The following is a 14,640-nucleotide window of genomic DNA, read 5'->3' as shown; positions in this document are numbered from 1 at the left end:
GAGAACCGGGCGGCTACCTCCTCCGATGAGTTTCGGTCACGGGAGTGGTCCAACTTCCGAAACGGCTCTGAGGAGTGATCTGAGTGGACCTGTACAGCGTCATGTGCGTGAGTGATCGGACCAAGGCAATGGAGTGGTTCGAGGTGTTCTTCGGGCGCCCGGCGGACGAGATCATCGGCGAGGAGTACCTGTGGCGGGTCGGTGAGAACGCGTGGGTGGTCGTTGACGATCGAGACGTGCGCGCCGAGCGGGTGGGCGGAGCCATGATCACGCTCGGCGTGCACGACCTCGACGACATCCTGGCCCGACTCGCCGCACACGGGATCGACCACGAACCGGTCGAGACCTATAGCAACGGCGTACGCCACGTCGTCGTGCTGGATCCCGACGGGAACAGCCTCTCGCTCGCCCAGGCACCCACGCAGTGAGCATCTTTCAACCTGCGCAGTGACGGATCACACCCTCAGTGGCTAGGTCGCCCGCCAGTGGCCCCACTGAGGTGACTCCGGCTGCCGTCACAGACGTAGGGCGCCACTCCTCTCTCATGCAGCCATCCTTCCCGCCTTCACAGAACGTCTGATCCTCACGAATCACCCGCGAACCACGGCCAGTTGGAGTAGCCGCGGCGGAGCCGATGAGAGGCCGATAGAAGCCGCCCCAGCCACCGCACGTGCGCTGGCGACTCGCTCACCCATGCTGCGGCCTGCGCCGCGAAGTGCGCTTCTCGTCGCGGCAGCCCGGCCCTCACTCTGCCCAACAAGCCGTCACGGCCGGCTGGATGAAGCGGCGGGCCCTGACGGCGGCACTACGACGGAGGCAGAGGTCCGGCGACGCCCGAGCCGTACCCGTTGTGGCCGGTGCGCCCTAGTACTCCCACACGCCGACGGCCTTCCGCTTCCGGTGAGCCGATACACAGCTGAGCGTCTGCCGCGCCGCGCCTGATAAACGGGCGATACGTCCCCGAGCGCCACCGGAGCGAAGCTCGGTGCCGGACGGGAAGCCGAGCGGGCTACCCAACATTCGCCAGGTGGAGCGATGTCCGACGACGGACGAAAAGGGGATGCACAGATGCACAGATCCACATACGGAAGGATGACAGCCGTCGCGACGGCGGGGATGGCGCTGATCGCGAGCGCACTGGCGGCCTCACCGGCGCGGGCCGTCGTGGGCGGCACCGAGTCCACCACGGCCTACTCCTTCATGGGCTCGTTCCAACCGTCCTACCCCGCGCCGCCGCGCGCGGACGGGCACGGTTGCGGTGTCGAGGTCCTGGCACCGCAGTGGGTCCTGACCGCCAGTCACTGCGCCGGAAGGAATCCCACCAACGCGAAGAACGGTGTCCCGCGCGGCTGGAAGGTCCGGGTCGGGTCACTGGACACCACCTCCGGAGGCGAGGACGCCGAGGTCGACCACTATTACCGGCTGGCGACCAACCGCGACGAGGGTGGCTTCTGGGGCCGCGACATGGCATTGATGCACCTGAAGACCCCGGTTCGCGCCAAGCCGGTGGCAATCGCCTCGGCCACGCCACCGGACAACTCGCCGGTCCGCATCATGGGTTGGGGCATGACCTGCGACGACTTCGGCGACTCGGCGTGTTTCCCCACGCGACTTCGCGAGGCCGACACCGTCGTGCAGCCGGCCTCGACATGTCCGTCGGCGTACGACGGAGAGTTGTGCGTCGGGAGTGCCGACGGCACCGTCGCCGCGTCGAACATGGACTCCGGTGGGCCCGCGCTGGTGCGCGAGTCGGGGGAGTGGGCGCTGGCCGGCGTGGTCAGCGGCCCGGACGAGAGCGGCAAGACCCTGTACACCGACGTCACCAGGCACGCCGGCTGGATCAACGGCATCATCAGCGGCACCGCCGTGCCGCCCGACGACGCGGTTCCCGACGTGGCGGGCACGGTGGACCTGGGTGGCTGTGCAGGCTCGGTTGTCCGCACGTCCGCCTCCCGGCCACAGGACCCGGCGTTGTTGCTGACCAACGGTCATTGCGTGCAAGGAGACTGGCCCCGGCCCGGAGCCGCGCTCGTGGACCAGCCGGCCGACCGCACGGCACCTGTCGCCGATCGCCAGGGCTACCCCCAGGCCACCGCCCGCGCGAAGCGCCTGGTCTACGCGACGATGACCGGCACCGACATCGCGCTCTACCGTCTGGACACGTCCTACGCCCAGTTGGCAGCCGAAGGCGCGAAGGTCTTCCGGCTCACCTCCAGGCCCATGCGCGCCGGTGACGCGCTGAAGGTGGCGTCCGTCGGCAGCCGCCACGCCTGCACGGCCGAGGCCGTGGTGCCTCGGCTGCGGGAGAGCGGATACCAGATGACCGAGTCCGTCCGCTACGCCGTCGGGCAGGACTGCAACCCGTGGCACGGGGACTCCGGCTCGGCGTTGTTGGCCGCCGACGGCAGCACGGTCGTGGGGATCCACAACACCTACAACGACAACGGCGAGCAGTGCACCGACAACAACCCCTGCGAGGTCGGCCCGAACGGTGACGTGACCTCCTGGCAGGGCCGCGGCTACGGCCAGCAGGTCCACATGATCGCTGCCTGCCTGAGCAAGGGGTCGACGCTGGACCTGACCCGCAAGGGCTGCGGACTCATCGACGCCGGTCTCGTTCCGGATCGCCAGCCGACGCCAGTACGTCATACCCGAGCCGAAGCCGGAGAGTCGGGAAGGTGGTCTCTTCGGTGAAGTCGTGGTGTTCCGGTGCGTAGCCTGGACCTCTTCGCTGCCAGATGCACAGAAGGCACCTCGCTGACGATGGTCTCCAGCCTGCCGGAGCCCTTTCCGCCGGAGCCGTTCGGCTATCCCGTAGTCTGCGTGACCAAGGCGGCGCTCGCCCAAGAGGACCGGATAGGCATGCGCGGACTCCTGCTGGACCGCTTCGGCGTCGGATTCAACAGCTGAACCCCGTCCCACTCAGGACCCGAGATCTCCGGAACGCACAGTATGCCGACGGTGTGCGGTCGTCCGAAGCTTCAGCCGCTCGTCGGCGTCGCGTGCGGCTTTCGCCAGTAGTTGCTCGCGGAGCTCACGAGTGCAGGCGTCCGCAGCTCGAAATTCCACGCGCACCGCTGCGAGGATCGTCCGCGCAAACGAGAGTCGACCGCAGATCGAGTTCGTCCCTGTAAAAAAGTAGTCATAGAGGTCCATGACGCCTGCAGGAGTTGATTTCCGTGTCGCCTTACATAGTCGGTTCGCGAGCAAGTAAGCTGGCTAAAGCCCAGGTTCGGGAGTATCTTGCCCTACTTCTCGATGGATTCCCGGCAGTTGAGTTCAAGCATCGGGTAATTCTCGAAGGCGGCGACAGGGACCGAAAGTCTCGGATTTCCGAAGTCTCCGCTGTCTACGGTGGAAGCGCCTTCAGTTCCGAGCAGGAGGCGGCGCTGAGCAATGGCGACGTGGACGTCGTCGTCCACTCGCTGAAAGACCTGCCGACCGCAAATCCGCCTGGCTTGACTCTGTTGCCGCCTCCTGGCCGTGAGGACGTGCGCGACGCGCTGTGCGGGGCCACGCTGTTCGGACTACGGAAAGGCGCTCGGGTGGGAACCGGTGCCCCTCGGCGGATCGCTCAGCTCTTGGCCGTGCGGCCGGATTTGGAAGTGGTTCCGATCCGGGGAAATGTGCCGCCACGTCTGAAGAAGATCGAGACCGAGGGGCTCGACGCCGTGGTTGTGGCTGTCGCCGGGCTCAGACGTCTGGGTCTCGACGACGCGATCGGTGAACTGTTGCCCCTCGACCTTTTCCCGCCTTCGCCAGGTCAGGGCGCGCTCGGCATTCAGGTGCGAGTCGGCAGCGTTGAGCTCGAGGAGATCCTTTCCGCTGTGGGCGACGTGACGATCGACGGTCAGGTGCGGGCGGAGAGGGCCTTGCTCGCCGAGCTGCACAGCGGGTGCAGTGTGCCCGTGGGCGCGTACGCGCAGACAGGGCCGGACGATTCCCTGACCCTCTTTGCCCAGGTCACGTCGCTCGACGGCGCCCGACGCGTCACAGGCAGCCTCGTCGGTACGGTCGGCGAGCCGGAGAAGCTCGGTGCGGCGCTGGCCGAGGAGCTGATCGACCAGGGTGCGCGTTCCATCCTCGACGGGATCAAGTGCGATCGGGTCGCCAGTCGGTGATACATCGGCGGGTTCAGTTCGTGCGTCGCGTAGTGCTGTCGGTAGGGCGTGAGTAACGATCGGAAGGAAGGCCGAATGATTTTGGAGTGGGACGGAGAGCGATGCTCTGCGGTGGTGTGTCTCATCGGCGAGAATGAGAGTGCTAAGAGGAATCTCTATAGATTGTGGCGGGAATCGGAAGGGCGGCGGCCGTGAATCTTCTCATCACTGGCGGCGCTGGTTTCATCGGCTCTCACTATATTCGCAACCTCCTCGGTGGCGCTTATCAGGGGCACGAGGCAAGCCGGCTGACCGTGCTGGACAAGCTCACATATTCGGGCACGCTCAGCAGCCTTCCGAACGATGATCCGCGCCTGACGTTCGTGCGGGGTGACATCTGCGACTCTGATCTGCTCATGGAGGTCCTGCCAGGGCACGACGCAGTCGTGCATTTCGCCGCTGAATCGCATGTGGATCGATCGATCGTGGGTTCTACGCCCTTCATCACGACCAATGTCGTCGGCACACACACTCTCCTGGAGTGCTGTCGGCGCACAGGCGTGGAACGTTTCGCGCACGTCTCGACCGACGAGGTCTACGGGTCGGTCGAGGAGGGCTCGTGGACCGAGTCGTCCCCGTTGGAGCCCAATTCGCCTTACGGGGCGTCAAAGGCCGCGTCTGATCTGGTCGTTCGGGCCTTTCATCGGACGTATGGTCTGTGGGCCACCGTGACTAGGTGCTGCAACAATTACGGCCCTTATCAGTTCCCCGAAAAGATCATTCCGCTCTTCGTCACGCGTTTGCTCGACGGCGGGAAGGTGCCTCTCTACGGCGACGGCCGCCACGTGCGGGAATGGTTGCACGTCGAGGACCACTGTCGCGCGATTCAACTTGTGCTCACGTCGGGCCGGGCAGGGGAGACATACAACGTCGGCGGCGGTACCGAGCTGACCAACAGCGAACTGACCCGCAGGGTGCTCGCCGAACTCGATTTGGGCTGGGACCGAGTGGAGCATGTTCAGGACCGCCCGGGACATGACCGGCGATACTCGCTGGATGCCTCGCGCATCCGGGATGAACTCGGCTTCGAACCCCGGATCACCTTCGCCGACGGGTTGGGCGACACCGTCCGCTGGTACAGCGAGAATCGGGCCTGGTGGGAGCCGCTCGCCCATCGTGCCACCACGCTTGGCGCCTCCGTCGGCTGACGGGGGCGGGACCGGCCGCGATCGCGGCGAAGGCCACCTGTTGGGCCCGCCTGCGAATTTCCGATACGGGCCCAACGGTCGTCTGTTCAACCCCGGTCGGAAGCGATGGCCATCACGTACTTGCCGTAGTCCGAGGAGGCCATGCGGGAGCCCAGCCGGTGACAGGCGTCGGCATCGATGAAGCCCATGCGCAACGCGATCTCCTCAATGCAGGCGATCCGCACCCCCTGGCGCTCTTCGAGCGTCCGGACGTAGTGGCCCGCCTGGAACAGCGATTCCGGTGTTCCGGTGTCCAGCCACGCGAATCCCCGGCCCAGGTCCACCAGTCGGGCCCGGCCTCGCTCCATGTAGACGCGGTTCACATCGGTGATCTCCAGTTCGCCGCGCGCCGATGGCCGGAGGTTCTTCGTAATGTCGACCACGTCGTTGTCGTACAGATAGAGGCCGGTGATCGCGCGGTTGGAGCGCGGGCGCTGGGGCTTCTCCTCGATGGAGACCAGATGGCCGTTGACGTCGCTCTCTCCCACGCCGTATCGCCGGGGGTCGTTGACCCGGTAGCCGAACAGCACGCATCCGCGGACCTTTCCGGCGTTCTCCGCCAGCGTCACGGAGAAGCTGTTGCCGTGAAAGATGTTGTCACCGAGGATCAGCGCCACCGGACCGTCCCCGATGTGGTCGGCCCCAATGAGGATCGCGTCCGCGATACCGCGCGGGGAGTGCTGCTCCCCGTAGGAGACGCGCAGTCCCAAATGGGAACCGTCTCCCAGGAGCGCCTGGAAGTTCGGTGTGTCGGAAGGGTTGGTGATGATGAGTATGTCCCGGATGCCCGCGAGCATGAGCACCGAGAGCGGGTAGTAGATCATGGGCTTGTCGCCCACGGGGAGGAGCTGCTTCGACGTGCCGATGGTGATCGGGTGCAGACGGGTTCCCGCCCCGCCGGCGAGAATGATGCCCTTCATGCGCGTTTGTCCTTTCGGAATCGCATCGAGTTCATAGACGGCATGGCTTCGCCGGATCCCAGCGCACGTTCGAGATCGCGCTCGACCTCGCTGAGCGGAATCCCGCGCAGGAGCCTCTCGGGATGCCTCGGACCGGGTTCGTCGAGATGGCGGATGGGTGGGACGTACACCCAGATGCTTCCTGCGGCGATCAGCCCTCTGGCGATCGCGTGCAGGAGACGCGAGAGCGCCGTCCGCGTCCTGGCGTGAGGGGTGACGGGAGGTCGGCTTGATCTCCGTCGGCCGGGTTCGTCGAGATGGCGGATGGGTGGGACGTACACCCAGATGCTTCCTGCCGCGATCAGCCATCTGGCGATCGCGTGCAGGAGACGCGAGAGCATCATCGGCCTCCCAGCACGACAGGCGAAGGGAGGGCGGCTCGGTCCTCGCCGTCCGCCCAAGGCCCGGAGAACGAGGCGACGTTGAGATCGTGGCCCTCTGTCCACAGCCGGGCCGCGGCGCCCAGCAGGGATCGGCGGTCCGCCTCCGGGCCCTTGGGACGGGCCGGAAGCGTCGGCACCACCGCGCTCGCGCCGCTGCGCACCGCGGGGTGTCGGCGTGCGAACGCGGTGAGTGTCTGACGCGGTCCGGCCTCGATCAGCAGCATGTCCTCCGCGGCGAGCAACTGGTCGAGGGCCTGCCGGAAATACACGGTGTCCGTGATCTGCCGGGCCCAGAACCGTGGGCTCAGCGCGTCCTGTTCACTCATCAGCCCGCCGGTGTAGCCGGAGTAGAGCGCAAGGTCAGGGGGCCGGAAACCGATCCGCGTGTACTTCCGCTCGACGGCGTCGGCGGCCGGGGCCATCGCGGGAGAGTGGAAGGGGCTGGTCGCTGGAACCGTCACGACGGTGTGGCCGTCGGCGCGCAGCCGCTTCTCGACGAGAGACAGCTGGGCCGCGGGACCGGCCAGCATGGTCTGCAACTCGGCGTTGACGGCGGCGACGGCCACCTCGGCGATCAGACAGGGCCGCAGTTGATCCTCGGACGCTGCGACGGCGAGCATTCCGCCGGCCGGGACGGACAGTGCGTGGCGGACGCGTTCTCGCATCATCGTCACGGCGTCCGGGAGGGACACGACGCCGGCGAAGGTGGCGGCCACGAGTTCGCCGGCGCTGTGACCGAGCAGTGCCGTCGGACGCACTCCCCAGCTCGTGATCAGCTTTCCGAGTGCGTAGTCCACGGCGAACAGCAGCGGCTGCGCGCGCCGGACGTCGTCCATGTCGATGACCGGCCGGTGCGGGGTGACCCAGTCGGCACGGATCGCCGCACCTTCGGCGCCCATCAGGTCCAGCACCGTGTCGACGGCCTCGGTGAACACCGGCTCGTGCCGGTAGAGCCCGGAGGCCATCCCCGTGTGCTGGGAGCCCTGCCCAGGGAAGAGCAGCGCCACCCGGCGTGGGCGGTTGGCTGTGAACGCCGTGGCCGTGTCCAGTGCGGCGGTGGGGTTCGCGGAGCTGCACAGTGCGGCGGCCCGGACAAGGCCTGGGTTCGGTCCGCACGGCACCACGGCGGGTAGGGCACGGAAGACGTCGTCCGTCATCCCCTCGACCACCAGGCGGAGCCGGGCCCGGGTCCGTGTCTCGTCGCCCGCGCGGCTGCCGGACCAGAGCAGCATCCGCGTGGTGTCGCTCGCCGGCGCCGAGTCGTCCTCCTGGGGCACCCTGCGCAGAGTGACCCGGCTGGCCCGCACGGGTCCCGGCTCACCGAGACCGGTCAGCACCAGCGCCACGTCCTTTGTGCCGTCGACGAGTTCGGCGTGCGCCAGCACCAAGGCGGACACCGTCGACTCCGCTGTGCGCACGGTGGCGTCCTCGATGCCACCGTGCGCGGACGGCGGGGAGTCACCGGCCACCAGGAAGACGACAGTTCCGGCGCGCGTCGGTGAGTCGGTGAGCCCGAACGCGTCGAGGGCGGTGCCGACGGCTTGCGCGCCGGCCGGCGACCGCCCTTCCGGAGCTTCCTCGGGAACGGTCAGATCTCGTGTGACAACGTTCAGAGCTGTACAGAACAACTGTGTCTCCTTACGTCGCATGGCCCGTGGACGGCTGGGGCGGCACACCTCGGTTGGGTGCCGGACACAGGTGTGTCGTGCCGTCCCCGGTACGGGAGTTGGGCAGGTCACCCGGTCTGCGGCGCGTGCTCACTGGTGTTGATCAGTGCCAGCAGGGCGCGCGGGGTGTCTGCGTCGGCGACCGCCTCGTCCGGCAGCCGGATGCCGTATTCGCGCTGGACCTGGCCGATGACCTGGAGCATGGCCAAGGAGTCGTAGCCGAGATCGTCGAAGGAGACGTCCAGGACGTCGCCGTCCATGTTGACGCCTTCTTCCTCGCCCGCGCTCTCACGCAGCATCCGGGTGAGGTCGGCCAGGGTTACCGTGGTGGTTGCGGACATGTCGTGGTTCCTTTCGGTGGGGGCGGAGTATCAGTCGTCGGTACGGAGCAGTACGAGGGCCGCGTTAAAGCCGCCGTATCCGCGGGCGAGGACCAGAGCTGATCGCGGAGCGGTGTCGCGGGGACGGCCGGTGACCAGATCGAGGCCGTACTGGGGCGCCGGAGCCCGCACATGGACGGTGGGAGGGATCACTCCCGCGCGCAGGGAGAGCAGTGCGGTGGCCACGTCGAGGGCCGCACCGCCGGCGAGCAGCCGGCCGGTCATGGTCTTGGGCGCGGTCACCGGTACTCCGCGCGGCCCGAACAGCCCGGTGATGGCTGCGGCCTCGGCCCGGTCCAGTTCGGGCACGCCTGCCGCGTCGGCGAAGACCACGTCGATGTTCTGCGGGGTGAGGCCCGCGTCGGCGATGGCGATCTCGGCCGCCCGCCGTAGGCCGGGTGGCCGGCCCGTGCTGGGCGGCGGGTCCATGGTCGCTCCGTAGCCGGCAACTTCGCCGTAGGCGTGTGGGGCACCTCGTTCACGGGCCGAGGCCGCGTCCTCAAGGACGACCACGGCACCTCCCTCACCGACGACGTATCCGGACGCGTCCGCGGAGAAGGGCAGGTAGGCACGGTCCGGGTCCACCACGGTGCTCATGCGGCCGGTGGTGATCTGAGGCACCCAACCCCAGGGACACAACGCCGAGTCCACACCGCCGGACAGGACGAGAGGTGTGCCCTTGCGGATGTGTCGCCTGGCATGGCCGATGGCGTCGATGCCGCCCGCCTGTTCGGTGAGCAGGACCCCGCTGGGGCCGCGCATCTTGTTCCGGATGGAGATCTGGCCCGTGTTGACCGCGTAGAACCAGGCGAAGGACTGGTAGGCGCTGACGTGTTCCTTGCCCTTGCTCCACAGGTTCTGCAGCTCCCGCTGGCCGAACTCGACGGCACCGCCGGAGGCGGCGGTCACCACGCCCATGCCGTACTCGGGCAGTTGCCGCAGGTCGGCGCCGGTCTCGTCGATGGCCCAGTCGGCGGCGGCGAGTGCGAGCCGGGTCATGCGGTCCGTCTGCGGCATGAGCCGACTCGGTATGTGCTCCTCGGCGACGAAGCCTTTGACCTCACCGGCGATCACGCACGGGTACTGGGCCGCGTCGAAGCGGGTCAGCGGGGCCAGACCGCTCTCTCCCGCCAGGGTGGCCTTCCAGAACGCCTCCGTTCCGAGGCCGTTCGGCGCGGCGACGCCGAGGCCGGTCACGACGGCGGCGGTCATGACCGTACCCGTGGCCGGGTCAGCAGCATCGCGCTCTGGAAACCGCCGAAGCCGCTGCCGACGCTGAGCACCACGTCCGCCCGCTGCTCGCGCGCCGTCAACGGGATGTAGTCGAGGTCGAGTTCGGGATCGGGTTCGTGCAGGTTGGCGGTGGGGGGCAGCACCCCGTGCTCGATCGCCAGCGCGCAGGCGACGATCTCCAGCGAGCCGATCGCACCGAGCGAGTGCCCGATCATCGACTTCACCGAGCTGATCGGCACGTGATGGGCGTGATCGCCCAGACTGCGCTTGAAGGCGCCTGTCTCGTGACGATCGTTCATCTTGGTTCCGGAGCCGTGCGCGTTGATGTAGCCGATGGCCTCCGGCGCGATACGGGCTTCTTGCAGGGCGGCGTCGATGGCCTCCGCCATCTCGCGGCCGTCTGGCTTGAGTCCCGTCATGTGGTAGGCGTTGCAGCGGGCGGCGAATCCGGCGATCTCGGCATAGACGTGTGCCCCGCGCCTTCGGGCACTCTCCCATTCTTCGAGGACCATGACTGCGGCGCCTTCCCCCAGCACCAGACCGCCTCGGGTGCGGTCGAAGGGCCGACAGGCGCGTTCCGGTTCGTCGTTGTGCGGGGTGGTGGCGTGGATGGCGTCGAAGCAGGCGGAGGTGATGGGTGAGATGGGGGCCTCGGTGGCGCCGGCGATCATCACGTCCACGCTTCCTTCGCGGATCAGCTCCACCGCGTGACCGACCGCGTCGAGCCCCGAGGTGCAGCCCGTCGACACCACGGCGGCAGGGCCCTCGGCGCCCGCGACCCAGGCGACTTCGGCCGCCATCGTGTTGGGGACGAAGTGCCGGTAGAGCTCCGGGACGGCGTACTCGTGGTCGACGTTCCACTTGCGCCCACCGTCGCTGACGACCACGTACTCGCGCTCCAGGCTCGTCGTGCAGCCCACCGCGCTGCCGATCGACGTGCCGATCCGGTCGGGGGCGGGGCGGGAGGCGTCCAGGCCGCTGTCGGCGAGGGCCTCGCGGGTGCTCACCACCGCGAACTGGGCGGCCCGGTCCAGCCGGCGGATCTCCTGTGGCGTCAGGCCCGCCGACACCGGATCGAAGTCGCACTCGGCCGCGACCCGCGAGCGGAAGGGAGAAGGGTCGAAGAAGCTGATGGTGCGAGTGGCGGATCGGCCGGCGGTGAGCAGTTCCCAGTACTCCTTTACGCCGATACCTCCCGGGGCTACCGCGCCCAGGCCCGTGATGGCGACTCTGCGCAAGGTCGTCACCTCTCTTGTGTGGGGACCGAGGGTGGTCCGGTGGGTCAGCGGGCGAGGCGTCGCAGGGTCTCTGTGGTGTGTCCCGCCCGCTGAATCGGTCGGCGGCGCGCTCGTGACGGGCCACCGCTCTCGATCCGGTTCATCGTTCGGCGGCCCCCTCGACGCATGCTTGTGCCGACATGGAGCGCGGCGCCGGGGGACCGGTCCGGGGCGGGCGCGGGACGCGGAAGCGGGGACGCGCCTCAGGCGCGTCCCCGCTCGGGGCGAACGGCTCGGTTCAGAGAGCCGCGACGTGCAGATCCAGCGTTGGGTCGCCGGTGAGTATCGACTGGTGCAGCCGCTGGAGCCGGGGGGAGGGCTCAAGGCCCAGTTCCTCGATGAGAGTGGACCGTAACTGCTGAAATGCCTGAAGAGCCCGCCAGGCGTTGCCGGAGCGGTAGGCGGCCAGCATGAGCAGCGCGCAGAAGTTCTCGTGCATGGGGTAACGGGCCGTCAGCACGGTGAGCTCCGGTACGAGTTCGGAGTGTCGGGCCAGGCGCAGATCCGCGGCTACGCGGCGTTCGAGCACAGCGAGCCGGTCCTGGTCGATCCGGAGTACGTCCAGCTCCAGCACCCGTCCGACGCGTACATCGACGAGAGCCGGGCCCCGCCACATGTCGAGGGCTGCGCCGAGCAGGTGGGACGCTGCCTGGTCGTCGTGCGCGTCGAACGCGCTCCGTCCGGCGGACGCGCACTGCTCGTACTCGTGGACATCCACCTGTCCCGGAGGCAGGTCGAGCAGATAGCCGCCGTGCCGGGTGACCAGGATGTCCTTGGCTCCCCGGGTGGCGTTGTCCGGGAGCGCGCCGGCGATCTTGCGGCGCAGTTGGAGGATGTAGGTCTGCAATGTGGTGGCGGCGCTGCGCGGTACGGCTTCTCCCCAGATCTCCTCCATCAGCGTGGATACCGTGACGATCCGTCCCGCCTGGAAGGCGAGTACGGCGAGGATCTGCCTGGGCTTGGCCGCACTTGGCACCACCGAGATTCCGCGCTCCTGGGCTATCAACGGGCCCAGCACCTTGATTTCCATCCTGTGCTCCCCTCGGACACCGGTACGACATCGGTGGAGCCTCGCACTCCGGCTGACCCGAGGCACAGTGAGGGACGCACGAGCGCCGTTGTGAATATGTCATACCGATCCTGTGAACGCCGCACTACCAGGTGTCACAGGATCACGTCGAGAATCCGTAGGTGCGGATGCGCCACAGGACGATCATGATCGGTGGGCGGCGGCCGCACGCTGCGCCACCGTGCGCCATCCGTCCTGTAGCGACACACCGCTGGAATCAGCCACAGTTCAAGCCAGGGCAAGGGGGTCGCCGTCGCTCATCCGTGCGTGGCGGGGCAGGTGACCGTCGCCGTCCCGGGTCCGTGATCCCACCTTGTCGGAGCGGTTTTCGGAACGGGGGAGGCTTGTTTACGCAGGTTTAGGTCACTGACTGTGATTGTGTGGATGGGGCACGGTTGTTCCTTAAGTGCTTCCTGTTTACTATGGGTCCGGTGCGCTGTCGACTTTTGCAATATGGCCAATAGTGCAATTGATCTCAGTTATGCGGGGGACAGGTGGATGTCTTATTTGGTGAGCCCTGCGGTGATAAGCGATCGGACCATGAGCGTGGGGCCCTTAAAATTGCTCGACTGCTGCTCTTCATTGTGGTGCTGAGCAGTGGTGCGCTGGCTCTGGTCGACGTGGTGAAAGGGGCGGCCGGGGCAGCGGAAATCATTGCGTGTGTGCTGTGCGCGATACCACTTGTCGTATTCCAGGTGATTCTCCCTTTCCTTCCTTATCGGCAGTGGGAGTCGGTGCGCAGAGTTTCTCTCTTCCTTCTAGTCGCGGCAGCGACCTACCTTTCCGTGGTAATAGCGGGGACGAACTGGAATGGGCTCATTGGGCCGCTTGCCGGTTCCGCGCTGTTATTGCTCACTGGATTCTGCGCCTGGGCAGCCTTCGCGCTGGTCGTCGCCGACGCACCCGTGCGCGCGGCGGTTGAGGGATCGTCCATGGTGTCCTCCATCGGGCCCGCCCTGACCGCCGCCCTCTGCGGGCTCGTGGTTCTCGGCCTCGCCCGGCTCACCCAACTCGTCTGTGCGTCATGGGCCTCGCAGGCGGAGACGGCCCACAGGGCCGTATCGCGTGAGCGGCGCCGGTTCGCCATGGACCTGCACGACCTGCTGGGTTACAGCCTGTCGTCGATCGCTTTGAAGAGCGAGCTGATCTATCAACTGGTGCCCAGCCGGCCGGAGCAGGCGCGCAAGGAGATCGACGAGGTTCTCGAAATCTCCCGCCAGGCCCTGTCGGACGTGCGACTGGTGGCGCGGCGCTATCGAGGCATGTCGCTGGAGAGTGAGGTGTCCTCCGTGGAGTCGGTGCTGAACTCCATCGGAGTCGTCGCGCACGTCGACATCCGGTGCGGGAGCCTGCCGCCCGCCGTGGACACCGCCCTGGCCACCGCGGTACGCGAGGGAGTGACCAACGCCCTCAGGCACGCAAATGTCCGGCACGTCACGATCCGGGCGGTCGGCGAGCAGGAGCGGGTCCGGCTCGTGGTCGCCAACGACGGTTTGGTCGGCGACGTACCGGGACAGCCTTGTCCGGGCGGCAACGGTCTGCACAATCTGGCCAGTCGGTTCGACGACATCGGAGGGCACATCGACGCGGGAGCGACGGACGACGGCTGGTTCCACCTGGTGTGTGAGGCGCCCCGGGGCGTCGCCCTGGAGTCAGTCCGACCGGCTTCCTGAGACCGGAGGTCCATGTTGTCCGTCAGAGTCCTCATCGCCGAAGACGTCTCCATGCTGCGCGGAGCCCTGGTGGCCCTGCTGGAGATGGAATGGGACCTGGAAGTGGTGGCGGCCGTCGGACGCGGGGACGCGATCGTGCCGACAGCCCTCAAGACCAAGCCGGACGTCGCCGTCATCGACATCGGCCTTCCCGGGATCGACGGGCTGAGCGCCGCGGCCGAACTCCATCTGCAACTGCCGGACTGCCGGACCATCATGCTGACCGGGCTGGGCCGCTCGGGCACGCTGCGGCGCGCCCTGGACGCCAGGGTCTCCGGGTTCCTGCTCAAGGACTCGGAACCGCACCGGCTCGCCAACGCCATCCGTGCCGTCGCGGCCGGACAACGCGTCATCGATCCCGAACTGGCGTTGTCGGCCTGGGACGTACAGGCCACGCCCCTGACCAGGCGCGAGCTGGAAGTGCTCCGGCTGGCCGCGCAGGGAGCGGAGGCTGGGGAGATCGCCAGGCGCCTGCACCTCTCCAAGGGCACCGTGCGGAACTACCTCACCGCCACGGTGACCAAACTCAATGCCCGCAACCGGGTCGACGCCATCCGCATCGCCGAACAGGCGGGGTGGATCCCCTAGAACCGGACCGGCCGAGCGGCGCACC

General features: G+C 67.6%; 14 protein-coding genes. 7 read left to right on the top strand and 7 right to left on the bottom strand.

Annotation, left to right across the window (positions count from 1 at the left end; genetic code table 11):
* Nucleotides 1–107: 107 nt before the first annotated feature.
* From ACIP6U_RS09605 to rfbB, 5 genes are all read left to right on the top strand, one after another.
* On the top strand, nt 108–428 hold the full coding sequence (locus ACIP6U_RS09605) for a VOC family protein (protein WP_401714566.1): 321 nt from the start codon (nt 108–110) through the stop codon (nt 426–428).
* 664 nt (nt 429–1,092) lie between these two features.
* The gene (locus tag ACIP6U_RS09600; protein WP_401714564.1) at nt 1,093–2,694 is read left to right on the top strand and encodes a trypsin-like serine protease; all 1,602 of its coding nucleotides are present in this window, start codon (nt 1,093–1,095) and stop codon (nt 2,692–2,694) included.
* A 15-nt stretch (nt 2,695–2,709) separates the two neighbouring features.
* On the top strand, nt 2,710–2,910 hold the full coding sequence (locus tag ACIP6U_RS09595; protein ID WP_401714563.1) for a hypothetical protein: 201 nt from the start codon (nt 2,710–2,712) through the stop codon (nt 2,908–2,910).
* Nucleotides 2,911–3,179: 269 nt separating this feature from the next.
* Nucleotides 3,180–4,121, top strand: a complete 942-nt coding sequence (hemC, locus tag ACIP6U_RS09590) for a hydroxymethylbilane synthase (protein WP_401714561.1) — start codon at nt 3,180–3,182, stop codon at nt 4,119–4,121.
* Between the two features lie 191 nt (nt 4,122–4,312).
* Entirely contained in the window at nt 4,313–5,308 is a 996-nt protein-coding gene (rfbB, locus tag ACIP6U_RS09585; protein WP_401714559.1) for a dTDP-glucose 4,6-dehydratase, read from the top strand.
* Nucleotides 5,309–5,394: 86 nt separating this feature from the next.
* On the opposite strand, the gene rfbA is transcribed toward rfbB, so the two are convergent.
* From rfbA to ACIP6U_RS09550, 7 genes are all read right to left on the bottom strand, one after another.
* Nucleotides 5,395–6,267 carry a glucose-1-phosphate thymidylyltransferase RfbA gene (gene rfbA, locus ACIP6U_RS09580; protein WP_401714558.1) on the bottom strand — a complete coding sequence of 291 codons (873 nt, stop codon included), beginning with the start codon at nt 6,265–6,267 and terminating at the stop codon, nt 5,395–5,397.
* Nucleotides 6,264–6,647 (bottom strand): DUF6059 family protein, encoded by a 384-nt coding sequence (locus ACIP6U_RS09575; RefSeq protein WP_401715509.1) that lies wholly within the window; start codon nt 6,645–6,647, stop codon nt 6,264–6,266. Before ACIP6U_RS09575 ends, rfbA begins: the two co-directional genes overlap by 4 nt.
* On the bottom strand, nt 6,647–8,317 hold the full coding sequence (locus tag ACIP6U_RS09570; RefSeq protein ID WP_401714556.1) for an acyltransferase domain-containing protein: 1,671 nt from the start codon (nt 8,315–8,317) through the stop codon (nt 6,647–6,649). Before ACIP6U_RS09570 ends, ACIP6U_RS09575 begins: the two co-directional genes overlap by 1 nt.
* A 107-nt stretch (nt 8,318–8,424) precedes the next feature.
* A complete protein-coding gene (locus ACIP6U_RS09565; protein ID WP_401714555.1) occupies nt 8,425–8,697 on the bottom strand; it encodes an acyl carrier protein in 273 nt (90 codons plus the stop codon).
* 30 nt (nt 8,698–8,727) lie between these two features.
* On the bottom strand, nt 8,728–9,948 hold the full coding sequence (locus ACIP6U_RS09560) for a ketosynthase chain-length factor (protein ID WP_401714553.1): 1,221 nt from the start codon (nt 9,946–9,948) through the stop codon (nt 8,728–8,730).
* Nucleotides 9,945–11,207, bottom strand: a complete 1,263-nt coding sequence (locus ACIP6U_RS09555) for a beta-ketoacyl-[acyl-carrier-protein] synthase family protein (protein ID WP_401714552.1) — start codon at nt 11,205–11,207, stop codon at nt 9,945–9,947. The genes ACIP6U_RS09560 and ACIP6U_RS09555 overlap by 4 nt, the downstream gene beginning before the upstream one ends.
* A 277-nt stretch (nt 11,208–11,484) precedes the next feature.
* Nucleotides 11,485–12,276: a BTAD domain-containing putative transcriptional regulator gene (locus ACIP6U_RS09550; RefSeq protein ID WP_401714551.1), complete on the bottom strand. Its 792-nt coding sequence runs from the start codon at nt 12,274–12,276 to the stop codon at nt 11,485–11,487.
* 623 nt (nt 12,277–12,899) lie between these two features.
* Between ACIP6U_RS09550 and ACIP6U_RS09545 the strand changes: the two genes are divergently transcribed.
* Together ACIP6U_RS09545 and ACIP6U_RS09540 are read left to right on the top strand one after the other, a co-directional pair.
* On the top strand, nt 12,900–13,988 hold the full coding sequence (locus tag ACIP6U_RS09545; RefSeq protein ID WP_401714549.1) for a sensor histidine kinase: 1,089 nt from the start codon (nt 12,900–12,902) through the stop codon (nt 13,986–13,988).
* Between the two features lie 12 nt (nt 13,989–14,000).
* Nucleotides 14,001–14,615, top strand: coding sequence for a DNA-binding response regulator (locus tag ACIP6U_RS09540; protein WP_401714547.1), 615 nt, complete (start codon nt 14,001–14,003; stop codon nt 14,613–14,615).
* The last annotated feature ends 25 nt before the right edge of the window (nt 14,616–14,640 follow it).

The organism is Streptomyces sp. NPDC088794 (assembly GCF_044750545.1).
Taxonomy (GTDB): domain Bacteria; phylum Actinomycetota; class Actinomycetes; order Streptomycetales; family Streptomycetaceae; genus Streptomyces.
The sequence above is the reverse complement of the archived record's forward strand: the minus strand, read 5'-3'. Positions and strand labels throughout refer to the sequence as shown.

Excerpts from the sequence above, each read along its gene's own strand:
- ACIP6U_RS09600 (WP_401714564.1), top strand. The coding sequence starts at position 1,093 with ATGACAGCCGTCGCGACGGCGGGGATGGCGCTGATCGCGAGCGCACTG.
- rfbA (WP_401714558.1), bottom strand. The coding sequence starts at position 6,267 with ATGAAGGGCATCATTCTCGCCGGCGGGGCGGGAACCCGTCTGCACCCG.
- ACIP6U_RS09575 (WP_401715509.1), bottom strand. The coding sequence starts at position 6,647 with ATGCTCTCGCGTCTCCTGCACGCGATCGCCAGATGGCTGATCGCGGCA.
- ACIP6U_RS09565 (WP_401714555.1), bottom strand. The coding sequence starts at position 8,697 with ATGTCCGCAACCACCACGGTAACCCTGGCCGACCTCACCCGGATGCTG.
- ACIP6U_RS09560 (WP_401714553.1), bottom strand. The coding sequence starts at position 9,948 with ATGACCGCCGCCGTCGTGACCGGCCTCGGCGTCGCCGCGCCGAACGGC.
- ACIP6U_RS09550 (WP_401714551.1), bottom strand. The coding sequence starts at position 12,276 with ATGGAAATCAAGGTGCTGGGCCCGTTGATAGCCCAGGAGCGCGGAATC.
- ACIP6U_RS09540 (WP_401714547.1), top strand. The coding sequence starts at position 14,001 with ATGTTGTCCGTCAGAGTCCTCATCGCCGAAGACGTCTCCATGCTGCGC.